The 25860-nt window shown below is 59.2% G+C and carries 14 protein-coding genes; 10 read left to right on the top strand and 4 right to left on the bottom strand.

Going from position 1 to position 25860, the window contains the following annotated elements:
• On the bottom strand, nucleotides 1-1578 hold a 1578-nt coding region (locus HUU46_24835), incomplete at its 3' end, for a PQQ-dependent sugar dehydrogenase (protein NUM56869.1).
• A gap of 372 nt (nucleotides 1579-1950) precedes the next feature.
• Between HUU46_24835 and HUU46_24830 the strand changes: the two genes are divergently transcribed.
• Nucleotides 1951-3579 carry a 2,3-bisphosphoglycerate-independent phosphoglycerate mutase gene (locus HUU46_24830; GenBank protein ID NUM56868.1) on the top strand — a complete coding sequence of 543 codons (1629 nt, stop codon included), beginning with the start codon at nucleotides 1951-1953 and terminating at the stop codon, nucleotides 3577-3579.
• A gap of 136 nt (nucleotides 3580-3715) precedes the next feature.
• Here HUU46_24830 and HUU46_24825 read toward each other — a convergent pair whose 3' ends face one another.
• The gene (locus HUU46_24825; GenBank protein ID NUM56867.1) at nucleotides 3716-4141 is read right to left on the bottom strand and encodes a hypothetical protein; all 426 of its coding nucleotides are present in this window, start codon (nucleotides 4139-4141) and stop codon (nucleotides 3716-3718) included.
• Between the two features lie 373 nt (nucleotides 4142-4514).
• On the opposite strand from HUU46_24825, the gene HUU46_24820 reads away from it, so the two are divergent.
• Nucleotides 4515-5249 carry a tetratricopeptide repeat protein gene (locus HUU46_24820; protein NUM56866.1) on the top strand — a complete coding sequence of 245 codons (735 nt, stop codon included), beginning with the start codon at nucleotides 4515-4517 and terminating at the stop codon, nucleotides 5247-5249.
• A gap of 117 nt (nucleotides 5250-5366) precedes the next feature.
• Here HUU46_24820 and HUU46_24815 read toward each other — a convergent pair whose 3' ends face one another.
• Nucleotides 5367-6338 (bottom strand): class I SAM-dependent methyltransferase, encoded by a 972-nt coding sequence (locus HUU46_24815; protein NUM56865.1) that lies wholly within the window; start codon nucleotides 6336-6338, stop codon nucleotides 5367-5369.
• Between the two features lie 334 nt (nucleotides 6339-6672).
• Here HUU46_24815 and HUU46_24810 point away from each other — a divergent pair, with 334 nt between their 5' ends.
• The 5 genes from HUU46_24810 to ispH all read left to right on the top strand — a co-directional run bounded on the left by HUU46_24810 (nucleotide 6673) and on the right by ispH (nucleotide 11141).
• Nucleotides 6673-8151: a S41 family peptidase gene (locus HUU46_24810; protein ID NUM56864.1), complete on the top strand. Its 1479-nt coding sequence runs from the start codon at nucleotides 6673-6675 to the stop codon at nucleotides 8149-8151.
• Nucleotides 8152-8153: 2 nt separating this feature from the next.
• Nucleotides 8154-8867, top strand: coding sequence for a ribonuclease PH (gene rph / locus HUU46_24805; protein ID NUM56863.1), 714 nt, complete (start codon nucleotides 8154-8156; stop codon nucleotides 8865-8867).
• Nucleotides 8868-8869: 2 nt separating this feature from the next.
• Nucleotides 8870-9472 carry an RdgB/HAM1 family non-canonical purine NTP pyrophosphatase gene (gene rdgB, locus HUU46_24800; protein ID NUM56862.1) on the top strand — a complete coding sequence of 201 codons (603 nt, stop codon included), beginning with the start codon at nucleotides 8870-8872 and terminating at the stop codon, nucleotides 9470-9472.
• Complete coding sequence (locus HUU46_24795; protein NUM56861.1) at nucleotides 9469-10062, top strand: threonylcarbamoyl-AMP synthase; 594 nt, start codon at nucleotides 9469-9471, stop codon at nucleotides 10060-10062. Before rdgB ends, HUU46_24795 begins: the two co-directional genes overlap by 4 nt.
• Nucleotides 10063-10211: 149 nt before the next feature.
• Complete coding sequence (gene ispH, locus HUU46_24790; protein NUM56860.1) at nucleotides 10212-11141, top strand: 4-hydroxy-3-methylbut-2-enyl diphosphate reductase; 930 nt, start codon at nucleotides 10212-10214, stop codon at nucleotides 11139-11141.
• Nucleotides 11142-11248: 107 nt separating this feature from the next.
• Here the strand turns inward: ispH and HUU46_24785 are convergent, their stop codons facing one another.
• Nucleotides 11249-11923, bottom strand: coding sequence for a class I SAM-dependent methyltransferase (locus HUU46_24785; protein ID NUM56859.1), 675 nt, complete (start codon nucleotides 11921-11923; stop codon nucleotides 11249-11251).
• A gap of 91 nt (nucleotides 11924-12014) precedes the next feature.
• On the opposite strand from HUU46_24785, the gene HUU46_24780 reads away from it, so the two are divergent.
• The 3 genes from HUU46_24780 to HUU46_24770 form a co-directional block, all read left to right on the top strand.
• Nucleotides 12015-13256, top strand: coding sequence for a cofactor-independent phosphoglycerate mutase (locus HUU46_24780; protein ID NUM56858.1), 1242 nt, complete (start codon nucleotides 12015-12017; stop codon nucleotides 13254-13256).
• Nucleotides 13257-13349: 93 nt separating this feature from the next.
• The gene (locus tag HUU46_24775) at nucleotides 13350-14954 is read left to right on the top strand and encodes a citramalate synthase (GenBank protein NUM56857.1); all 1605 of its coding nucleotides are present in this window, start codon (nucleotides 13350-13352) and stop codon (nucleotides 14952-14954) included.
• Nucleotides 14955-15369: 415 nt separating this feature from the next.
• Nucleotides 15370-25860, top strand: a 10491-nt coding sequence (locus HUU46_24770; GenBank protein NUM56856.1) for a tetratricopeptide repeat protein, incomplete at its 3' end; no start/stop codon positions are given.

Genomic DNA, 25860 nt, shown 5'->3' with positions numbered 1-25860 from the left:
CGGGTTCGTCCCGTGCGTGTTGACTTCGGCTCCGTCGGAAAGGCCGTCGTCGTCTGTATCGGCCTTCTTCGGGTTCGTCCCGTGCGTGTTGACTTCGGCTCCGTCGGAAAGGCCGTCGTCGTCTGTGTCGGCCTTCTTCGGGTTCGTCCCGTGCGTGTTGACTTCGGCGCCATCGGAAAGGCCGTCGTCGTCCGTGTCGGCCTTCTTCGGGTTCGTCCCGTGCGTGTTGACTTCGGCACCGTCGGAAAGGCCGTCGTCGTCCGTGTCGGCCTTCTTCGGGTTCGTCCCGTGCGTGTTGACTTCGGCGCCATCGGAAAGGCCGTCGTCATCTGTATCGGGGTCATTCGGATCGGTGCCGAGCTCCTGCTCCTGCGAATCCGTCAAACCGTCGCTGTCGGAATCGGGGTCCGTGTCCACGCCGACGATTCTATAAATCTCGCCGTCGAAGTAGTCGACGATGTACAACTCACCGTTGGCGTCTTCCCCGAATGACGAGACACTGTTGATGTAGCGTGGGCCCGGCGGGTTGAGCTCGGCGCTGCGTTCGGCGTGGTCCTGGACGCTGCCGTTATACGTGAACGAAAAAATTCCGCCGAAAATATAATCTCCGTAGAAGTAGGTGCCTTGCAGCCCCGGAATCGCGGAGCCGCGATAGACATAGCCGCCAATCACTGCCTGGCCGACAGTACGCGGGTAATCGATGATCGGGGGAGTGAACCCGGCGTTGGTCCCGCAGGAACCGCTGCCGCCGCGGCATGCGAAACCCTCCGCAGTCTTCCATCCGAAGTTCAGACCGCCGCCAGCGGTGGCCGGTAGCCGGTCGATTTCCTCGCGCGCATCCTGCCCAACGTCGCCGATCCACAGATCGCCATTCGATCGATCAAATCCGCAACGGTACGGATTGCGCAGCCCGTAGGCCCAGACAAGGTCGTCTCCGGGCGTCGATCCATAGTATGGATTGGTCGACGGCGCGTAGGGCGACGCAATGTTCACGTCCAGCCGCAGAATCTTGCCCAGCTTGGTGTTGATGTTCTGCCCGTTGCCGGAAGGATCGTTCGCGCCGCCGCCGTCGCCGACCGCGACATAGAGGTAGCCATCGATCGGGCTGAAGCCAATCCAGCCGCCGTTGTGGTTTGTGTCGGGTTGGGCGATGGTCAAGAGATTGAAGCCACTGTTCGCATTCGCGACATCCGGATTGCTGGAGACCTGGTACCGCTCGATGTGCGTATCACCCGGGTAGGCCGTGTCGATATAGTTGACGTAGAAAAGGCCGTTCGACGCGTAATTCGGATGAAATGCGAGGCCCAACAGCCCGCGTTCGTCGCGGCCCTGGTTTACTTTCGTCGTGATGTCGAGAAATGGCGTGGTCTGCACCGAGCCGTTCTTGATGAGTTTGATCTTGCCGCCGAGTTCGACGACGAGCAGCCGTGAAGCATCCCCGGGCGGCGAACAGACGAATACGGGACGCGTGAAACCATCCGCAACAAACTGGGAAGCGATAGGCACGGCGAACGAGGGAAGGCCAGCGAGGAAAAGCAGAATTGTCAGGGGCGTGACTCGGCTCAACACAAACTTCACCCTCTCCCACCACAATCGAGCCGCACCCCCGTGACGGCGGACGAACAACTCAGTACAACTTCCAACTTCAAGGGATGGTTATATCACAGCCGAACCCCCCCAGCGCAAGAAAAAAGTCATAACTTCGCGATTTAATTAGGTTTACAACATACGAATTGCGAACAAAAGCTGGATTGTGCACAAAGTGTAAAAAAGGCGCATGTTCGCCCATCGATTACTCACGTCGCGCTCTCCGGGTGTGGCTTCGTTAGTCGGCAGCGGGTGCGAGCATGAGCGCGGGAGCCGGTCGCACTCCCGCGTTTGACGCCCCTTCGCTCAGGGCGCTAAACTCCCCGGATCGCTGTTGCGACCTACCCTTGGAAGGATTGCGCCATGCTGGACCTCGAATTGAAGCCGTTGCCGAACTATGAATCGTTTCCCGGACCCGTCGTTTTTGTTGTGATGGACGGGGTGGGGATCGGCAAGCGTGACGAATCGGACGGGGTATGGCTGGCCTACACGCCGGTGCTGGACGAGCTATTCAAGGAGCCGTTGTACACCCAGCTCAAAGCGCACGGCACCGCCGTCGGCATGCCGACGGACGAGGATATGGGCAACTCGGAAGTGGGCCACAACGCGCTTGGCGCGGGGCGTGTGTTTGCGCAGGGCGCGAAGCTGGTGAGCGGGGCGATTGCGTCGCGCCGGTTGTTCGAGGGCGCCGCGTGGAAAAGTGCGGTCGCCAAGGCGAAAGCCGGCGGCACGTTGCACTTCATTGGCTTACTGTCCGATGGCAATGTTCATAGCCACATCGATCATCTGTTGGCGCTGCTCGAGCGGTGCGCGGTGGAAGGCGTCGCGCGCGTGCGGCTGCACGTGCTCGCGGATGGCCGCGACGTGGGCGAACGGTCCGCGCTGGGATATATCGACACCCTCGAGAAGAAACTTGCCGCGCTGAACGCCAAAGGCAGCGACTACCGGATCGCATCCGGTGGCGGACGCATGATCACTACGATGGACCGCTACAACGCCGATTGGTCGATCGTCGAGCGCGGGTGGAAGGCGCACGTCCTTGGCGAGGGGCGTCAGTTCGCGACCGCGACGGACGCGGTTCAGACCTATTACGACGAAGACAAGAACGTGACCGATCAATACCTCGAGAGTTTTGTGATCGCGGACGCTGGCAAGCCTGCCGGTACGATCAACGACGGCGACGCGGTCATTTTTTTCAACTTCCGCGGCGATCGCGGCATCGAGATTACGAAAGCGTTCGAAGAAGGCGCAGAATTCGACAAGTTCGATCGCAAGCGAAAGCCCGATGTGTTTTATGCCGGGATGATGCAGTACGACGGCGACGCGCAGATTCCGAAGAACTATCTTGTCGAACCGCCGGCGATCGAACGCACGGTTGGCGAATACATGTGCGCGCAGGGGATAACCACGTTTGCGATCTCGGAGACGCAGAAGTTCGGACACATCACGTATTTCTGGAACGGAAACAACTCGGGATATATCGACGAAAAATTGGAGACGTATGTCGAGGTTCCATCGGATCGCGTAACTTTCGATCAACGTCCATGGATGAAATCGGCGGAGATTACCGATGCGGTCATCGCCGCGGTGGAAGGCGGCAAGCACAAATTCATCCGCATCAACTACGCGAATGGCGATATGGTCGGCCACACCGGCGTGCCGATTTCGATTCGCATGTCGGTCGAAGCTGTCGATCTCGCGCTGCGCCGTTTGCTGCCCGTGATCGAGAAGGCGAAAGGCATCGCCGTCATCACCGCCGACCACGGCAACGCCGATTGCATGTTCACGGAGAAGAAGGGCAAGCGCGAACCGATGGTTGCGCACACGCTTAATCCCGTGCCTTTCATTATCAAGGACTATTCGGGTGCGAATTCCATCGCTATCCGCGAACTCAACGCGAGGGGTCTCAGCAACGTCGCCGCTACTCTCCTAAACCTCCTCGGCTATGAAAGACCGGGCGATTACGACGAGAGCTTGATAACGGTTGAATAGTCGCGCACTCACGCTCGCCGGCTTCATCCGCAAACGCCTGCTTGATTATCGAGATACGAAGCCCAAAGTGAGTCAAACGCCGCGTGTAAGCGAAGAGTCGTTTCGCGTCCTTGGTGTCGCGATCTGAGCGTGGTTTCTATGCCGGGTTCCTGGTGGCGCCATCGTACCCCTCGACCTGAAGGGAGACTCGTGTTTTTTCCTGATCTTTGCTCGCCCGGATCACGAGTTTCGCTTGACCTTTACTGAAAATCAGTGCCTCGGTACCCGGTTCGCGCTGCGCAGGATCCGATCCTTCCGTCCAGCCGTTTGCGGGCAAGCGTTCGCGATAAAACGCCGCGACTTTTGCGGTATCGTCTGTAGTGGAGCCATTAACGACGAGCAAAGGCCCTGAGTCACTCGTATAGTCCTTCACGAGCCCATCGTACACGGGAATGTCTTCCGGAAACCCGCCGATTTTGGCTGCGGGCGGCGGCGAGCCGCATCCGGACGCACCGCTTGTAAGCAATACGGCGAAGACAAACAGGTTCGCGAGAATCATCGCGGCATGATGGGATCGGGCCATGGGGGAACCTCGCCTGTATTCTCGTTTTCACGCTGTGCTTATTGTACGCACGTGCCTTGAAATCCATCTTTGTAATACGGACCTGTGAAAATCAAGACGGAGCGCTTCTTGCGCGCCTTGCCAACTGCAAAGTTGGAAGAGCATATAAGACCATCCCAGACCCGCGACCCAAACTCTGAGCCGCGAGCAACCTGGCGTCCGCCGTCGTCAATCTCCCCTGCTATGAACGACCACTGGATTACGACGAGCTTTTGGTATCGCGTTGTTAAATCACTCGCCAATGCGCCAGGTAAATTCTTGACAAATCCTTGCGGTTAGGCTATCCTTCACAGTAATTTGGTGGCCCGTGCCGGGTCCGTGGGAGGCTTGTTCCATGAAGCGGATAGTCCTGATCGCATGCGCGGCGGCGTTGATCACGCCCGTCGCGGCGAATGCCGACTTGCAGCTCTGGATTTCGTATCACTTCCAGGGCGTGGAGGCTTACGAAGACGGCAAGTACGCCGACGCGAAGACGTTGCTGACCAAGGCCCATGTCGAGACCTGCGACGAGTACCGGCTTGCGTTCACGATGGACACCGCAGGCCTTACACACATGGCGCTCACGGAATACCCCGAGGCCGAGAAGTGCTTCAAGGCCGCGCTCGATTTGCGCGACGCCGACGAGTGCGGCGACAAGAGCCGGTTCGTGGCGGCCTCGCTGAACAACCTCGCCGACCTGCACTACGTCGCGGGCAACAAAGACAAAGTCGAATGCCTATACCGCCGCGCGCTGGAAATCAACAAGCGCGATTGTTACAGCGTGGAAGTGGGCCGCAGCCTGAACGGACTGGCGTTGGTCGCCGCGGACGCGGGCAACGTGGCGGAAGCGGAGAACCTCTTGAAGCGGGCGGTGCGCGTACACTACATGGGCGGGCGCAGCGAGCATCCATATATGGCCACGGCGCTGACAAACCTCGGCATCCTCTACACCGAGCAGGGCAAACTCGCCGAGGCGAAGGACGCGCTGAGGAAAGCAAAGCACATTCACGACGAAGTGCTCCGGGCGGACCACCCGGACGTGGCGATTCGCCTCAATGCGGAAGCGAACCTTCGCGCAAAGCAGGCATAGAAACAGAATCAATCATCGACGCGCCCGGGATGTCATCCGGGCGCTTTTTCATTGGTAGCGCGTGGCGACTGCCCAGGTGCCCACGTCAACGCGTACGCCACCCTTGAAAGTCGCGCGTCACTTACGCACTTCGACGACCAGAAACGGATTGAGCGGGCTTTTGTGAATCATCGCGGGCATGTGTTCGACGTACCAGGCAATCGCATGCTTCAGAGGCTGCAGTAATCCCAACGAGCCGGTGCGCTTAAATGCAAAATAGTCTTTCAACGGTAACGGCGCGATAGACGCCGCTCCGTTTCTCCCGCAGAACAATTCCTTCAATTCACCGTACGAAAACAGGTGATACGTACCGAACGGCTTGTGCAGCGTCATCCCAAATCGGTCGAAGACGTATCTTCGCAAACGCATCGACCCGGCCGGCGTCGCGGCATCGGTTGGTTCGTGGTGAATATCGATCGGGAACGACTTGTTTGGGCACGTAACCAGCACGCGTCCGCCGGGCCGTGTAACGCGCAGCAGTTCTTTCGCGAACGCAACGCGCGTTTCCCTGTAGTTGTTTTCAAGCGTGTAATGCCCGACTTTTGTGCCGATATGTTCGATCGTTCCAAGCGTGTAGACCGCGTCAAAATAGTCGTCTGCAAACGGCATGCGGGCGCCGTCGCAATTGATGAAATGCGCGGGATCGTTGCCGGCGCGCTTCCAGAATCGCGCCAGGCATGGGATGTCGATGCCGTAGGCCTCGATGCCATCGTCTCGCATATAGCGAATACCGAGCCCCATACCGCAACCGACTTCCAGAACACGCCGCGCGCCCTCACGTTGCACCCACGGTTTCAGGTACGCGTCGTAGAACCGCCGCCACGATTCCGCCTGTTCTCCGGCATACTCCTCGCTTGTTGATTCCATCTCGTAGAACCGGTCGCCGACAGTGAAATCGAAATAACCTTCGTCGCTCAGGCCATACGTGCGGCCGGCGGATACAAGTGTCCGGTCCACGGCGGTCAACGATTCATGGGTCACGGGATCGACAAGGACGCGAGCCAGCCGCTGTGCAAGGACATCTTCCACATTCACCCCCATTGCCGCCATACCGCGCTCCGGCAAACGGCGCAACCACATGGCTTTGGCCGGTTATGGTTCAAGTCGGTGCGCGGCTTCGTCACGGCGGCAAGCATACACGAACATACGTCCGAGGTTGTGCACAACGAATCGGCTGCCGCAGGTCCGAACCACGATTATTGCCATTTCATCCGTGCGGCGTTCCTGCCGGAGTTGCCCCAAAGGAAGTGGTGTCTTACCGCCTATAGGCACATGGTCGCAATGCCCGAAAGGGCAGCGATTATTTGGCTGATTACTCGCTTTTCCGGCAGTCGTCTGCTATAGTCACTCTGAAGTAACAGCCGTGCTGTCCGGAGGTCTTTGTATGCGGAACGTTCGGTCCCAGTTTGTGGGCCTTTCCCTCTTCCTGCTGGCCTTGGTCATGATCCTGACCAATGGATTTTGGCCGCGCATTCACGCCGACGCGCAGCAGGACATAGTCCGCCAGATCGAACCGATCGGCGTCGTGCTCGACGAGATCATGCGAAATTACGTCGAGGTGCCGGACACGGACAAGGTTGTCGAGGGGGCGCTCACCGGCATGATGAATGCGCTCGACGACCACAGTTCATTCGTTCCGCCACGGGTGTACCAGGACCTCCGCGAAGAAACCGAGGGCCGGTTCGACGGTATTGGCATCCAGATCAAGCTGGACGAACAGAAGAACATCTTCGTGTTTGCGCCAATGCCCGGTTCGCCCGCGCTCAAGGCGGGGATTATGGCGGGCGACATCATCGTCGCGATTGACGACATCCCCACCGAGGGCATGAGCATCGACGATGCGAAGGACCACATCCGCGGCGAAAGCGGCACGGTCGTAAAACTGAAAGTGTTCCGTCTGTCGAAGGAGGAAGGGCAGCCCGGCGCATATCACGAGATTTCCGTCACGCGCGGTAAGGTGCCGGTGCCAAGTCTGTTGGAAAGCCGCGTGCTGGACGGCGGCATCGCCTACATTCGTATCAGCGACTTCAAGCAAACCACTTCGCGCGACCTGGCGGAAAAGCTGAAGGAATTCGAGTCGAAGGGGATGCGTTCGCTCATTCTCGATCTGCGTTGGAACCCCGGCGGTCTGCTGAGCGCGTCGGAAGAAGTTGCCAGCCTGTTTCTCAAAAAGAACACGCTCGTCACGTACACGAAGGGCCGTAAGCACGAAGATGGAACCGTGCAGGACGAGATGACGCTCTACACCCAGCGAGACCCGGTGCTTCCGCAAGAATTCCCGATGATCGTGCTCGTGAACGAGATTACGGCGAGTTCGTCGGAGATCGTCACAGGCGCGCTGCAATTCCACGAGCGCGCAATTATCGTTGGCGCAAAGACGTTCGGGAAGGGCAGCGTCCAAACGATCATTCCGTTGCGCGCGCCGAAGAACAGCGCGTTACGGTTGACTACTGCGCTCTATTACACGCCCGCGGACGTGACCATCAACAAGCACGGCATCCTGCCTGACGTCGAAGTTCCGTTCGCGGAAGACCAGTGGCCGGGGCTGTGGAAGCAGCTAATCGCCTCGTGGGAAAGCGACGCGAGTAAACAAGACCTCCAAAACCATGGCAGCGTGACGGGCGACGCGGTCACCGACACTACGGTCGAAGATGTGCAGTTACAGCGCGCAGTCGAAATCTTGCGCGAAGACCCGGTCTGGGCAAACCTCGTCAAGAAGTATCACAAAGATACAAAGATCACGCAGGTGGCGGCGGTCGATGTCGCGCCCGGACCAAAGGACGTGGTCCAGGTTTCGGAAAACTCGGCCGATGCCGCCGAACCCAATCAAACGGCGCCGCTGGAACCCGGGGCGGCGCAGTAGGCATGCGTCCGGATGGCCGCGCGTATGACGCGCTCCGCCCGGTAACGATCGAGCGACAGTACACCAAGTTCGCCGAGGGCTCGGTCCACATCGCATTCGGCGAGACCAAGGTACTCTGTACGGCTACGGTCGAGGAGCGCATCCCCCCGTTTCTCAAAGACACCGGCAAAGGCTGGGTGACCGCCGAGTACGGCATGTTGCCTCGCTCCTCCCACGAGCGCATCTCGCGCGATTCGGTGAAGAAAGGCCGTGCCATGGAGATCAGCCGTTTGATTGGCCGATCGTTGCGGTGCATCGTGGACCTCGGGGCGTTGGGCGAGCGGCAAATCGTTATTGACTGCGACGTGTTACAGGCGGACGGCGGCACGCGTACCGCGGCGATCACCGGCGCATACGTCGCACTCCACGACGCACTATCTCGGTTGGTGCAGCAAGGCGCGCTGTCCCGGTTGCCGTTGTTGGGTCAGTGCGCGGCGGTGAGCGTCGGCGTGATCCACGGCGGGCCGCGACTCGATTTGTGCTACGCGGAGGATTCGATCGCGGACGTGGACATGAACCTCGTCATGCGCGATGACGGCACCTTCGTCGAAATCCAGGGTTCGGCGGAGGGCGCATCGTTCTCGCGCGAGACGATGGACCGTCTACTCGCGGTTGGAGAGAAAGGCATGCGCGAACTTTTTGCGCTGCAACGCACCGCGCTCGGGCTGCCCGCCTGAAGATGTCTCCCCGCCCGCTGCTGATTGCGACCGGCAACGCACACAAGTTTGGTGAAATCGCCGTGTTTCTCGAGAACGTTCCTTGGCAACTGATGAGTCTGCGCGACTTCCCCGAGTTCGACGCGCCGGAGGAGAACGGCGATTCCTTCGAGGCGAATGCGTTGATCAAGGCGCAGGCGTATGGCGCGCGATTTGGCGTCGCGTGTGTCGCCGACGACAGCGGTCTTGTCGTCGACGCGCTCGGCGGCGCGCCGGGAATTTACTCGGCACGGTACGCCGGGAACGGTTGCACGGATGCGGACAATAACGAGAAGTTACTGCACGAACTGCGCGATGTGGCGGACGAATTGCGCAGCGCAAGGTTTGTGTGTTGTTGCGTGCTTGCCGTACCCGGCGAAATGCCCCATATGGAACTCGGAACGATCGAGGGCCGCATCGCGCGCGCCGTGTCGGGAAAGGGGGGCTTTGGATACGACCCGCTGTTCATTCCGAATGGATACGATCGCACTTTCGGCGCGCTTGTGCCGGAGGTCAAAGCGTCGATCAGCCACCGCGCGCGGGCGTTTGCAAAACTGCGCGAGTATCTTCTTCGCGCAAACGTATGAGGCTCGTTCCGCCAACACCTGAATGCATTGACGAAGCGGCGGCCATCATTCGCGCGGGCGGCGTTGTTGCGTACCCAACGGAAACCGTTTATGGACTCGCGGCCGATCCGTTTTCCGTTGCGGCGATCGAATCGTTGTTTGCGATGAAGGGCCGTAGCGAATCCAACCCGATACTCTTGATCGCCGCCAACATGGAACAGGTCGAACGTATCGTTTCGAAAATCTCCCCGGACGCGCGAGCGTATATGGACCGCTTCTGGCCGGGTCCGCTGAGTCTCCTCTTGCCAAAGTCGGATGAATTGCCGGCGTCGCTGTGCGCGGGCGGTCCGAAAGTGTGCGTGCGAATCCCATCGTCCGAAACCGCGCGTGCGCTCTGCCGTGCCGTGGGCCATGCAATTACTTCGACGTCGGCAAACCGGAGCGGCGCGCCCGCCCCCAGCGCTGCGGCAACAATCGAATTGGATGGCGTCGCGCTGTGCATCGACGGCGGGGCATTGCCTCCTTCGTTACCGTCGACCGTGTTCGATCCCGACTTGCGGATCGTTCATCGCCCGGGCGCCGTTTCCGATTCCACACTGCTCGCCTTTTGATCCCACGACCAGCGTTTCGGAACATGCTAAACTATAGTATATAGAGATACTATATACACAGCACAATAATGATTTGCGCATCGGAATATGGATCCGGGGCGTTGTGTTCCAGCGGGTGTGGGCGGTATCCTATCCGGTCTGGAGGTCCCATGAAAATCATCCTAGCCAAGCCGCGCGGGTTTTGCGCCGGCGTCGAGCGCGCCATCAAGTGCGTCGAACAGTCGCTCGAACGCTTCGGCGCCCCGGTCTACGTGCTCAACGACATCGTCCACAACGCCCATGTCGTGAACGAACTTCGGGCCAAAGGCGCGGTCTTTGTTAAGAACTTGGACGACGTACCGCCGGGGTCGCATCTCTTGTTCAGTGCTCACGGCGTCGGGCCGGAACGGTTCGAGCACGCCGAGAGATATCAAATGGAGGTCATCGATGCGACCTGTCCGCTGGTCGAGAAGGTTCACAACGAGGCTCGGCGGTTTGCTTCGCGCGATTTCACCATCGTATTGATTGGCGAGCACGGCCACGATGAAACAGTTGGAACCATGGGTTGGGCGCCGGAGCATATTCGGCTCGTTTTCACGCAGGAAGACGTAGACAAGCTCGAAGTGCCCAACCCGGATAGGGTGTCGTACATAACGCAGACGACGCTTTCCGTAGACGATTGTGAACGCGTGATCGCCGCTTTGAAGCTACGATTCCCCAAGATTCAGGGTCCGCCGAAATCGGATATCTGTTACGCCACGACCAATCGGCAGGCAGCGGTCAATGCACTTTCGCCGTTAGTCGATATCGTCTTGGTTGTTGGCGACCGCGAAAGCGCCAATTCGAACCGGTTGGCGGAGATTTGTCTTGCGAAGGGCAAGCCCGCATTCCTGATTAGTTCGGCGGAAATGATTGACGAGGCGTGGCTGGACGGGGTTGACCAAATTTTGCTCACGGCGGGTGCGTCGGCTCCTGAAACCCTCGTGCAGGGCGTGGTTGACTATTTCCGTCGACGGGGACCCGTCGAAGTCGTGGAGTCGGAAGTGATGATGGAGGACGTCCACTTCAAACTTCCGAGCGAGCTCGTGGCTGCGGAGTAACCGCAATCGTCCTATCGGTAGTGTTGTTGCCGAGGGTTCCACGTGGAACTTTTTTGGCTATACACGGTAGCTCCCAGCATCTGGCTACAAGATGTTCCACGTGGAACCTAGCCATAAGCTTCCCTGTTGGCGACCAGATCCAAACTCCCGCGGCGCAATCCGGCCCGCGTCCACTGGTCTTCCACCCGCTCCGTGGCGAACTTGTCATCGAACACGAGGTTCAATTGCGATAAGAACACGCTAGCCCCGCCCAACCTGAAACCAATCTCCGCGGCTGCCTTCCTCGGATTCTCGATTGCCCGTGCAGTCACAACCGAAGCTCCATCGAATTGCCCAAACTGCGAAAGCTCCATTGAATGGACAGTAACATCCCGCAGCGCCAGCGCCGCGATCACCTTGCGCAGGAACCCGACCTTCTTGACAGACCGCTCTATAAGATCAACTCGTAGCGCCGGCAACGCCACTTTGATCGGAATGGCTGGAAACCCGCCACCGCTTCCAACATCGTACAATCGGGCGGACTCGAGCCCGAGGCGACGGATAACGCCTGCCAGGCTCAGGCTGTCAACGACGTGGCGCTCCCACAAAGCGTTAGCGTCACCCGTAGATACAAGACCTACAACTTCGTTCCATTCCCGAATCAATTCCACGTGCATTCGGAGCTTGGCCACCTGGTCATGATCGAGGTCGACGCCGTCCGCGATCAGACATTCCTTAGCACGACTCAACAAGGCATCGATATTATCAGTATTATCATTTAATCGGTTCATCGAAAAAAGCACTTAACCTATTGTAATTTCAATGGGATAGCTTGACTTCGACCCCGGCAATATGCTATGTTCACCACTTCAAATTTCTAGTGGAGTCCGGATCGTGAAATACCTCGTGCTACTGGGTGACGGCATGGCCGACTTTGCCATTCCGGAACTCGGTGGCCGCACCCCCCTTGAAGCTGCTAGGACCCCCGCGATGGACGAAATTGCCCGTCGCGGAATCTGCGCACTTTTCAAACCGATCCCCGACGATCTCCCGGCAGGAAGCGACATCGGCAACCTCTCGCTTTTCGGCTATGACCCGCACGAGACATTCACGGGCCGCGCACCGCTCGAGGCCGCCCGGCAAGGCATCCTCCTCGGCGAAAATCAGGTAGCCTTTCGCTGCAATCTGGTGACGCTCGAGAACGGGACCATGCGAAGCTTCACCTCGGGCCACATCTCGACCCGCGAAGCAGCCGAAATCATACCAAGTCTGAACGAGGCCTTTGCCGACCTCCCAGTCCAGCTCCATACCGGCGTAAGCTATCGCCATCTTGGCATCGTCACGAGTCAAGACCTCTCCGTGGAAGAGCTTTCGCAGGTCAAATGCGAACCGCCCCACAATATCACGGACCAGGCCTATGCCCCCTATGTACCGGGCGGGCGCGCCGGGGAATTCCTTCAACTGCTCATGGCCCGATCGCAGGATGTGCTGGCAACGCATCCTGTCTCGCGAGCGCGCCGCGAGCGCGGCGACCTTGCGCCGACGAGTGTATGGCTGTGGGGCCAAGGTAGATCCCCGAAGATGCGCACCTTCCGCGACCGGTTCGGAATCGATGGCGCGGTCGTGTCGGCGGTCGATCTCGTGAACGGCATCGGCGTGTGCGCGGGCATGCACGTGCTCGAGGTCCCCGGCGCCACCGGCTATCTCGACACGGACTACGAAGGCAAAGTTACGGCCGCACTCGGCGCGCTTGAACGCGTCGACTTCGCGTACATTCACGTCGAAGCGCCCGACGAAACGTCGCACGAGGGCAAACTCGATCTCAAACTCCGCGCGATCAAGGATTTCGACAGCCGGGTAGTCACGCCCTGTCTCGACTGGGCGTTGAAGCGTGGTGACGTTCGGATTGCGGTCGCGCCCGATCACATCACGGCGCTATCGACGAAAACCCATGCCGGCGGGCCGGTGCCGTTTGCAATGTTCGGCCCCGGCGTTGTCCCAGACGCCACGCTCGTGTACTCCGAACCCGAAGCGGCAAAGACCGGTATCGTGTTCCCGAACGGCCACGAAATGGTCCCCGCTATGATAGAATTGCCGGTTGTCGATGCCGCGGCTTTGCTCGGTTCACGCACATAAGCAATCGCTACGCGGCGCCATCCCGAAGGCCCGGGCGCGCGATGCGCATACATCGCGGTTAGAAGAAGCCCCGCGCGCCAGGAGAATCTCTCGATGAAACAGCACATCGAACTGTACGACACGACCCTACGCGACGGGGCGCAGGGACGTCAGATCAAGTTTTCATCCGAGGACCAGTTGCGCGTGGTCCGCGCGTTGGACGAATTTGGCATCGCCTATATCGAAGGCGGTCAACCCGGATCGAACCCGAAGGCCGCGGAATTGTTCGAGCGCACGAAGGACATGCAACTCAAGCATGCGAAGATGGCCGCGTTCGGCAGCACGCGTCATCCCAAGTCCGCGGTCGAGGACGACGCGAACATCAGGGCGCTCCTTCAGGCCGGTACCGAAGTCGTCACCATCTTCGCGAAATCGTCCCCGACCCACGCGAAAGAAATCCTGCGTGTAAGCCTGAACGAAAACGTCAAGCTAACGGGCGAGTCCGTCGCGTACCTCAAGTCTCAAGGCAGGCGCGTCATCCTTGACGGCGAGCATTTCTTCGACGGCTACTTCGAGGACCCCGAATACGCCCTGTCGGTGCTCGAAGAAGCGTGGAACAACGGCGCGGAAACGCTTGTGTTGTGCGACACGAACGGCGGACGCCTTCCCTCCGAGATCGCCGCGGCGACGGGCGCCGTGCGCGAACGCCTCCCGAAGGCGCGCGTCGGCATTCACACGCACAACGATGCCGGCTGCGCGGTGGCGAATTCGATCGCCGCGGTCGAGGCGGGCGCCACGCACATCCAGGGAACGATCAACGGCTACGGCGAACGCACGGGCAACGCCAACCTCGTCACCATCGTCCCGACGATCCAATTGAAGATGGGCGTGAAACTCGTCACCGACAAACAGCTCGCGAAACTCACGCACCTCTCGCACCTCGTCGCCGAGCTCGCCAACATGAATCCCCGCGAATCCGATCCCTACGTGGGCCGCGACTCGTTCACGCACAAAGGCGGCATGCACGCCGACGCCGTGCACAAACTCAAATCCAGCTACGAACACATCGCGCCGGAACTCGTCGGCAATCGCACCCACATCGCCGTCAGCGAAGTAGCGGGACGTTCGAGTCTGTTGCAGAAGGCCGAAGACTTCGGCATCACGCTCGAACGCGACGCCCCCGAAACGCGCGACGTGCTGAAGCGCGTGAAGGACATGGAAAGCGAAGGATACGAGTTCGAAGGCGCGGACGCCTCGCTCGAACTCCTCATGCGCCGCGCGAAAGGACATCACAAGAGCTTCTTCAAAATCCTCGGCTACCGCGTCAGCGTCGAAGCCAAAGATCAGAACGGCGCATCGCTGTCCGAAGCTACAGTCAAGGTCGAATTGCCCGACGGCACGCCCATGCACACCGCCGCCGAAGGCGCCGGCCCTGTCGACGCGCTCAACAACGCGCTGCGAAAAGCGCTCGAAGGAAGATATCCCGAACTCAAAGACGTCCACCTCGAAGACTACAAAGTCCGCATCCTCGATGGACAAGCCGCCACCCGCGCGAAGACCCGCGTCTTCATCGAATCCACCGACGGTGAAGTCGAATGGGACACCGTAGGCGTCTCCGAAAACATCATCGCCGCGTCTCTCCACGCCCTCATCGACAGCATCGAATACAAACTCTACCGCACGTCCGCCAAAAAGAAATCGAAACCCGCCGCGAAATAACGGCGGCCGGCAATTCCCGCCGAATCGACGTGCGCGCGACGCTCGCACAACTCACGTCGGCAGCGTGGCCAATCCCGGATTCTTCGCGAAAGCAGCCTCACTGTGCTGACCGCTATCCCTTGGCATATTAGAAAATCCGCGTAAGCGTACCCCGCACATCCGGTAACCGAGAAAGACCCTCGTCGCCTGTGCCCTGCGGTCACGTTAGACCGGGGCACGGCGACAGTCGCCGTTGACGGTGCGCCAATCCCAAAAGTCCGCAATTCGTGTATTGGTTATACCTCACTAGCAATGGGTCTTGACAAAACGACGTAACTATGTTTGACTGCTTTTGCAGTTCATCGAATAATGAGGGTGCCTGGTAGGTGAGTTGGGGCGTGGGATTTACTTGACGTCTTCTCACTGGGGGAATGCTATGCGAGTTCTGCGTGGAACCGGCCGGGGAGTACGCGTCGCGGTAACAGTGGCGATTATCGGAATTCTGCTTTGCACCGCGCGTGTGTATTCGGGGCCTGAGTCTGGACCCAGTCCCGAAGACCCAAATGGGCAACGCGAAGCGCCCGCCCCCCAGCCCAAGGCCATTCCGAGCGATCGATTGAACACGACCGCATCGCAGGCCGCATTTGTATCTAGCACCCGGAAGTCGCCGTTCCCGGATGCGGCCCTTACCTTGGCTTCCTACGATAATAGTCTGACTCAAGATGCCACGGATTCCGCCGCATACGACCGGACCGTGTTTATTTCCGAAGTGTGCTCCGACGTAGACGAACTGATAGATGCTGAACGGCAATCGTCTGCCTCCGAGCGAATCCCCGAGGCGGCCGCGAAATTGACGGAGGCCCAAATCCAATTTCGCGAGGACAAATTGCCAGAGGGCGCCGCGAAACTCGTCGAAGTGATGGATCGTTTTCCCGGTTCAGGGGCGAGCAAGATTTCCAATCGCGCCCTAACCTCCCTCCAGGAATTGGCGCAGACGGGCCAAATCAGCGAAACCGAGGTTGAGCAATTTGCGGCCCTCTTGCCGTCCTGGTCCGAATGCAGAAGCGCCGAAAGCAAGTATCTGCTTCTGGATTTCGCGCGGACGCGCGCAGACGCCGCGAAGGCCTTGGGCGAGAAGTCAGCGAAACAGGCCTATAACGAGGAGACGCGCGCGGCGGCCTGGCAACTCATGCTCGAATTTCCCGAGTCCCCCATCCAAATCGACGTTCCCGTACTCTATTACGAAGCCTCCGCCAAACTGAGCCCCGAGGACGCCCGCGGCGCGGCGGACGACCTGACGGAATTCATCGAGCAAGAACCCGAATCGATGGCGCGGTGGGCGGCTCGCAGCGTACTCGCTATGCACCTGCACCGGGCCGCCCACGATCTCGAAGGCGCCCGAATCCAACAGGTCAATTTCCTCAAGGAATCCGAAAAACCGTTCATTCAGAACGTGCTCACCGACGACACGGTCTACGACTGGGTAAAAGCGCTAATCGAATACGAAATCGGCAAGGCCATGTTCAATCTCGGCCGACGGCAGCAGGCGATACAACAATTCGAAAACGTTGTGACCAACTATCCGGATGGTGGCTGGCCCACCATGCTATCCGCGTATATGAAAGCGTTTGTCACCGATCAGGACAACTACGAAAACCCCAACTTGGGAATTGCCGCGCTGGGCGAATTTCTCGAACAATACCCGAAAAGTCCCTACGCGCCCAAGGCCATGTGGAACCTCGCAAGCATTTACTTCCGGGAGTCCGATTACGCAAACGCGGCGGCGCTGTTCCAGGAGGTTACGGAACGTTGGCCCGGCACGAACGAGGCCGTTGCATCCGAAGACACCATCAATTACCTGGTGACATACAACTACCTGCCTTCTCAAATGGTTTCGCGCCGCGACAAAGGCCGCCAACCTACCGACCTCATTCGCACGGCCCAACTGTGCGGGCCCACCGCGCTCCAAAAGCTGCTCAGCCATCGAGGCATAACGGCTACCGTCCAGGAGCTTGCCGCACTCGCGCGCACCGACGGCGCAGGCACCAGTATGTTGGGATTGGTCGAAGCCGCAAAGCGGAAAGGAACGGACCTGATCGGTGTGGAAGCGGAATCGGTGGATACGCTGAAAACGCCCTTCATCGCGTTTGTGAACGGGAACCACTTCGTAACCGTCGTAAGCGTGACGAAAGAAACCGTAACAGTCGAGGACATGAACGAACCTCAGAGCAACATCTCGCTGGCGGAGTTTATGGCCAAGTGGGACCGCAAAGCGCTCGTTCTCAAGGAGTCTGTTGAACGTCCGGACATCATTCAATTGGCGCTGATGGAAAGGATCCGCGGGGGGGCCGATCCTGACCCTCCAACCGACCCGTCCGAAGGGGGCCTGCCGACAGCCTGCCCAAACCAGCAAGACCCAGGCGAATGTGACCACGACACATTTGGCATGGCGACCGGTCTCGGCGGCGCCGGTTTTCCAAGCGGTCTTCCCAAAATTGAACTCTTCGACAACCCGATACTCAACGGCGACTTGGCGGATGCGATCAATTTTGCCACGCTACCCACCACGACGACTCCCGGTAACCCGCCAAGCCTCGTATCCCCCAAACCTTCGTCGACCGCCGGAGTCGACATCCCCGGGATTCACCTGCGGATTGTTGGGTACCAAGGCGCCGTTACGCTCCACGAACGCGACATCGACGTGCCCGTTCGCGGCTCGCTGCGACTCGTGTTCCGCCGGGACTACCGGAACCCGTGGGGGTATCACCGTACCGCGTTGTCCCGCCAGCTCTATCCCTGGCAGAACATGGTGGGCGCAAGTTGGACGCATAACTATCACGTAGTGCTGCAGGTCTCGGGGGCCGAGGAAGCGAACGGCGCACCGTCGTCGCTCATGCTGCGAGACGATGCCGGCAACTTAACGTCATATGCGTATCTCGGGCGCATTGGCAATACTGATTTTTACGACTTTGACGGCGATGTCGTGACGTGGGCGCGCGGCTCGATGGTGATGCGCGACGCGACCACCGGCAAGTTTGTGCACACCGCGCCAACGGGGTTGAGTTACAGCTTTCTTGCCCCGGTCGAAGCGACCAGCGAACTCATCGTTGCGCGCCCGGAATACCTTGAAGACACGAGCGGCAATCGCCTTACCTTCGAGTACGACGGGGCGAATATGCTGACCGCGCGCCTCATCAAGATTCACGCCCCCGCCGGAGACAACCGCTATTTGCAGTTCAATTATGGAACGAACGGTCTTTTTAGTTCGGTCCAGTTGAAATCTGACACCGACGTGCTTCAAACCATAACCTACGGCTATACGGAAGATCCCCTCAGTACATGGAACGAACTGACGTCGGTGACCGATAACGGCGGCGGCGTCGTTGCCTATGAGTACGATTCATCTCCCAGCCCTGATCCCGAAGCACCCCTAGGGACGCTCGTTGGACGCTACATCTCCAAGATTACCGACAAGGAAGGCAACGAATTCCTCATCAGCACGGAACACAAGATGCACCCCACGTATGGGCCGCAGGCCTACGTGGTTAAAGTCACCTACCCGAATGGGCTGGAAACCACCTACGACAAGACGGTCACCGGCACGGGCCATAGCGACGTGACTATACTGAACAAAGACTCCGTCACCCAGACCAATCTCTCCAAGTTGCTCATCGTCGCGGGCCCGCACGGCTACCGCCCTGCGAAGTACGTCTATTTTCCCACGCCCGGCTCCTCAACCGGCGACGAGTGGGTGTACGAATACGACAACATGGATTTGATCGAGATCAAAGACCCGAGCGGGGCGACGTTCGCGGAGTACACCTACACCGGTCAGGGCCGGCTCGAGACCGCCACGGTAGACGGCGAAGACCCCGTCACGTACACCTATCCCACGGGCGGCTCGTCCATTGAATCGCTATACCCGATCCAAAAGACGTCGGGCGACGTCGATACCTATCTCGAATACGACTCCAACCTCAGACTCACCCAGGTTTACGGGCCCGGCGCAAACGCAAAGTCCACCGTCCTCAGCACGAACAAGGCATCAATCGTCGCAGCATCGAAACTGCTCGTCCAACGTGGTGCATCCAGCGACTTCCGCTTCGACAACTTCAAACGGACGTCCTATCCGACAGTCTACGTCGAGGACCTCGCGGACGGAGTCGCCCAAGGCTGGAATGGCTCAAATTACACCGTCACCGGCGGCTACATAAACCTCACTGGCGGCAGCTACATCGCGCAAACCGAACCCGACACCGACATCTGGTTTTCCTATTACCTCGACACGGACGGTCACACCGATCCGGTCATCATCCATCCCCGATACAATTCGACAACATCCGACCGCGTCCAACTGATGGTCTTCGCGGACGAAATGCGCCTGTCCCAAACTGTCAACGACGTAACGTCCAACCTGCAGATCAATACCGACGCCGACACCACGCTCGACACCTGGTACAACGTCCACGTTAAGTCGACCGGATCCAACATCGAGGTGTACCGCGCCCAACAGGGGCAACCTCTCTCGCTCATTCTCAGCACAACCGCCGCAACGGTAACGAGCACGGACCGCTTCGACGCCTACGTACCCTCGGGTGACGTGCTGCGCCTCGACAACATGCTCATCACCAAACCGGGCCTCGGCACGACCGCCTTTTCCGATAATTTCAACGACGGCAATTACACAGGCTGGACCGTCGGCAGCGGCACGTGGGACGCGTCAAACAGATACCTCAGATCGACTCCGGCCGCCACGGTTGCAAACATTTCGACCAACCAGGTCGATCCCGAAGGCACGCTTGCGTTTTCCTACTATTGCGCCGACACCTCTAATCCAAACGCTTTCGGCTTGATTTATTTCCGTTTCAACGCCGACGGTTCGGACGGCCTTCTGCTTCTGGTCTATCCAGGAAAAATCGAATTGCAGCAAAAAAAGAGCGGCTCGTGGACGGTGCTCGCCAACAACACCAGCGCCACCAGCGAACAGGGCCGCTGGTACGACGTCGAAATCAGCTACCGCGGATATGAAATCGAAATCTCCCGCTCCACCGGCTACAAACTCGCCTATGACCAATACGGCCAAGTCACCAACGCCTCCGACGGCAACGGCAACCAGTGGACCTTCGCATACGACACCAACGGCAACATCATCTCCAAAACCGACCCCAACGGAGACGAAGTCGAATTCACCTACGACGGCTTCGGCAACGTCCTCACCGAAGCCCTCAACGAAGTACCCGTCGCCGAATACGAATACCTCGACTCGGCTTACCCCGGGCTCCTCACTAGCAAGATCTACCCCAGCGGGGCGACCGAGAGTAACTGGTACACGTTTCACGGCCAGATCGAGCTTGTGCTAAATGACGACGAAATCGGAAACATCACCACGCACGGCTATGCTTACAATACGGTGCACCAGCCAGTTGGGAATTATATCAATGGGCAGGTGGTAAATGCCCTCGAATACAACCTGATCGGTCAGATTGTGTCGCAACAGACGTGTTCGAGCGATTGTGAAACGGCGTTTTCTTATGATCATTACGGTCGTCTGATAGAGCGCACCCTCGACGGCGGGCACGAAGAACACTACATCTACGGCAGCACGGGTAATCTTTTGGAATGCCGCGACGAAAACAATCAGCCGATCACCGCGCCTTCCGATCCCTACAATATACAGGCATGCGGCAGTTCGACAAAAGCGGTGCCCAATTCTCCGACACCGAACCTGTCAGCGGCACAAAGTGGAGGAGAGACGTGCGTTGTCAAGTGCGACTGCGGCTGCCAGGACGGTGGGGAGTGCACGTGCGAAGGCGAGGGCGAAGGCGAGGGCGAAGGCGAGGGCGAGGGCGAAGGCGAGGGCGAAGGCGAGGGCGAAGGCGAGGGCGAAGGCGAGGGCGAGGGCGAAGGCGAGGGCGAAGGCGAGGGCGAAGGCGAGGGCGAGGGCGAAGGCGAAGGCGAAGGCGAGGGTGAAGGCGAGGGTGAAGGCGAAGGCGAGGGTGAAGGCGAAGGCGAGGGTGAAGGCGAAGGCGAGGGTGAAGGCGAAGGCGAGGGTGAAGGCGAGGGCGAGGGCGAGGGCGAGGGCGAAGGCGAGGGCGAAGGCGAGGGCGAGGGCGAGGGGGAAGGTGAGGGCCAAGGCGGAGGCGGAGGTGAGGGCCAAGGCGGAGGCGGAGGTGAAGGCCAAGGCGGAGGCGGAGGTGAAGGCCAAGGCGAGGGCGAGGGCGAAGGCGAGGGCGCGGGCGAGGGCGAAGGCGAGGGCGAAGGCGAGGGCGAGGGCGAAGGCGAAGAACCCTATCCAGATAACGACTCCCCAGCTGTTGTAGATCAGGCAAATGAAAATCAAGAAAACGCCGGCGATAACCCGGGGGACGAGACCGATCCGTTGAACTATTTCTCGGGGGAGTTCGTACTGCAGGAAACCGACCTGGCAATCAAAGGACGCGGCTTTGATTTCGTATGGAAACGCACGTATCGGTCGAAGATTCCGTCGTCAACCTGGCTGGGAAACAATTGGGACCATTCCTATAACATCTACATCAAAGAAGTCTCCGGAGACGTACTTGTTCTCCATGACGGAGCGGAGTCACGCCGCGAAACATACATCCACGTGGGTGATGGGCGATACGAAACGCCTGGCTTTTTTGGCCACGTGCAATTAAACGGCGACGGCACCTACACGCTGCATTTCGAGGACGGCATGAAATGGCACTTTTCGGCGCTTACATCGGCCTACCAATTACCATCTCTGCACCTTGGAAAAATCACCGCCATGGAAGACCGTAACGGAAACACCATGATGTTTGAGTACGACTTCAAACATCGACTTTCCGACGTGTACGATACGATGGGAAGACACATTTATATCGACTATCTGTACAACCGGCTCGACCGGGTGCATTGCGGGGATCGGGAGGTCAAATACACGTATTTTGGGGCGCTCGATACGGGCGGGCCGAAGGGCGACCTCAGGAGCGTGCGTTCGCCAAAAGTAACCGGCATCGATGGTCATGAGTATCTTGATGGCAAGACGCGCTATTACACATACACGAAGGGATACGAAAACGACGATCTCAACCACAATCTGTTCAGGGTAAGGGACGGGGCCGGAAATGCGTATCTGCTGAACTTTTATTCGGAAACCACGGATCCCGAGGACTTTCAGTTCGATCGCGTTGTCCGGCAGGTGTGGGGACGCGCGGAGGACGGGCAGACTAACGACATTATCGATATTACCTATATCGAGAACCCTTCTCCCCCATCGGGCCACCCTCTACTCGAAGCAGAGGCCAAAGCGATCGTCAACGATCGCAACGGTCACGTGTCCGAGTACTACTTTGACGCATGGAACCGTCCGATCCTGATGCAGGAATTCACCGGAGTCGCCGATCCGGTTTCGCAAACGACCGAGACGGTGAACAGGCCTACGGGCAAGCTGCGTGCGTCGGACCCGGACAGCTTCGATACCCTCATGTCGTACAACACGGACCACCTCGTGACGTCGATAACGCACCCTGGAGGAAATGTCACGACGTTCACCTACGGCACCGGATCGAGGTTAAAAGAGGGGAACCTGATCGCTGTCGCGCATGGGGTGGGCGTTGCACAGACGTTCGAGTATCTCGAGGGGTTCGGCAGCCGCAATATGCGCGACTTCGTGACACGCGCAACCGATCCAAACGGAAACGTCACAAAGCACTCGTACGACACGAACGGCAACCGCACTCGGACCCAGCATTGGGACTCGGGCGAGACCACGCTGTTAGCTGAACAGGATTTTACCTATACGTGGTCCGGCCAGTTGGCAACGATCACCCATCCCTCAAATGGGACGGCGCGGCGCGTGGATCGGTTCGACTACGAAAACAACGGGCTCGGCTATCTGAACAAGATCACGGTAGACGTTGGCGGGGAAGAGTTGGAGACGCGATTCGAGCGCGGCTATTTCGGACAACTCTTCGAAAAGACTGACCCCTTTGGAAATGTAACAAACTACGCCGTAAACGAATTGGATCAGGTTGTCCAGGTCGTCCAAACGGTGCTGGACGCCGATGGAACCGCCCACGACTATCAAACGGACATCTATTATGACGCAGCCGATCGGGTCGATGAAGTCATCGTCGAAGGCGATACCGGACCGTCCGACGCGATCCGGACCGTCTACGAGTACGACGTGCTCGGCAATGTCGTAAGCGAAACGCGATACGCGGGAGGGTACACATTATCCGGCGGTGTCAGCGGGCCGCAGATAAAAACTTGGCAGGACCCTATTGTCACGACGTTTGCCTATGACGACAACCGTAATCTGATCGAGAGAACGTCGCCGGAAGGCAACGTTGTCCGGTTCTTCTACGACGAACGCGACTACCTGTTCGAACAGCACGTCGGCTATGGCACGAGCGATGTGCAAGTTTCGCGATTCGCGTACGACTTGAACGGAAACCTCGCCGAGCGGGTCGACGCCGCAGGCCCTGAGCAGCGGCTGTTCGCGTATGCATATGATGACCTCGGACGCCTGGAAGAAACAACGGACCCGCTTGGACGCACGCAAACGTACAATTACGACGCCAATGGAAACATGTTAAACGTTCAGACACGCGATAGCGGCGGAAATCTTGTAGGCGCTACCGCGAAACAATACGACGAACTGAATCGCGAAATTCAATCGATCGTTACGAAGTACGATCTCAGTGCCAACCCGCCCACGAGTTTGGGCACGGTCACGACAGGAGCAACGTACTTTCCAAATTCATTGGTGGCGTCAACCACGAACGCGAATGGGCACACGCTAACCTTCGCGTACGACAGCATGTCGCGGCAGGCATCGATCCTGGACGATTTGGGGAACGAGAGTACCTTTACGTACTCCATCGCGGCGGGGCTGCAAAAAGTTACTATTTCGCGGCTGGAGCGGTCATCACTAGCGGCGGCCGACGAGCCCGGGTTCACGGATCAGACAATCATCACCGAAACATACGTTGACGGCCTCAAGCGTCCCGTGAAGACCGTCGAGAAGCGAGTGGAAGGCGACTACGTCACGAAGCGCTGGTACGACTCGCGCGGGAACCTTACCAGAACGGTGGATGCGGCCGACAACGAGTCCACCTTCGTATATGACGGTTTAGATCGACTCCTCGAAAGCCATTTGCCGGAGGGCGTGGATTTGTTCCAAACTTGGGACAATGACTTCCGGCTGCTGCAGCAGGAGGACGGCAACAGTAACACGTCGTCATACACGTATGATGGGCTGGGGCGCGTGACGGCCCGCGGCATGGCGGACGGAACCGCGCACTTCTATGAATACAACGCGCACGGCGAAGTGATCGAAGAGACCGACGCGAATGGAACGGTAACTGGATATCAGCGCGACGCGATCGGGCGCGTGATCCAAAAGACGGTGAACGCGGCTGCGGGTGTGGACGGGCCGGGCGAACCGGAAGTGTTTGGATACGATGCGGTGTCGAACCTCGTGCTGGCGGAGAACGACGCCGCGCTGATCGAGCGGGTCTACGATTCGCTGGGCAACCTGCTCGAGGAGACACTGACGTTCAAGTCCGACGACGAGGCGTTTACGACGACCACGACGTATGATGCGGTGTCGAACCCGGTGTCGATCTCGTATCCGGGTGGGCGTACCGTCACGCAGACGTTCGACGAACTGGAACGGTTGGAGACGGTCGGCTCGAACCAGGGCGGGACGCTGGCGAGTTACAAGTACCTTGGCGCAGGCGGGCGCGTGGAGCGGCGGGAGAACGGAAACGGCACTTGGTGCGATTCGCATTTCGACAGTCGCGGGCGGCCGCTGTCTACAACGCACTTCACAACGGACATTGGCGGCAACCCGGTTGTAGTGGACGCGCGGACCTATGCGTGGGACGCGTTGCACAACAAGACGCAGCGTGTGGACTCGCGCGACGGCGGGCCGGAGACGTCGTTTGGGTATGCGTATGACGGCTTGTCGCGGATGGTGTCGTCCACGCGGCAACCGTTGACTGGTGACGCTGTCGTGCGGGACTACGCGCTGGACGCTGCGGGCAACCGATTCAACGTGGCGGTCACGGTGGGAGGGGGCCAGCCCGCGCAGCAGGATTATGCGATGCAGGCGGCCGAGGCGCTGGTGAACGAATACAGCGTGACGCCGTTCGAGACGACGCGGGACTACGACCCGGCGGGTAACTTGACCATACGCGACAAGGACCGGATATCCGAGTCGGCGTTCGAGTATGACTACCGCAATTTGATGGTGCGCACGGAGCGTAAGCTGGACGAGCCGGCACCGCCCGCGCCGAATGCAAGCAACGTGGCGTGGCACGACGATTTTGCCGGCGGGTTGTCCGCCCCGTGGGACGATGGCGGGGGCACAGCGTGGCAGGTGACGGACGGACACCTAGCGCAGATCGCGCCTGCGAACAGCGGTCTCATCCAATACAACAACGGTTCGGACAAGGACCTTGGGCTGTGGTTGCGTTACGCGAACATGGAGATCAACACGGGCGAGAACACGGACTACGCGACGGTTTTCGTGCGCACGGACGAGATCAACGAGCCGTCCCTTGGGGCGCGCTTGGGGGTGCGGATTCATAAGGACCGCGTGGCGCTGGTTGACAGCCTGGGCGGGGCCCCGCTGGAAGCGAACGCAACGGCGTTCGAGACGGTCGAGGGTGCGTGGTATTGGATGTACATCGAATGCGTGGGGCAGGGCATCCGGGTGTACCGCGGCGCCTCTCAGGACGAGATGGTGCTGGTGTTGTCCGCTGGCGCGAACGTGGTGCCTGAGCCGACGCAGGACACAGAAGGCTACGTAGAAATCTGGAAGCCGGGCCAGTTCGGCGACTACCGCTTTGACGATTTCACGATGGTGGAGGCTCCTGAGACGGACGTGGTGGAGGCGTCGTACGTGTACGACGCGCTGGGCCGCAGGATCGAGAAGACC

The organism is Candidatus Hydrogenedentota bacterium, assembly GCA_013359265.1.
Lineage (GTDB): Bacteria > Hydrogenedentota > Hydrogenedentia > Hydrogenedentales > SLHB01 > JABWCD01.
This window is presented reverse-complemented; position numbering and strand designations above follow the sequence as displayed.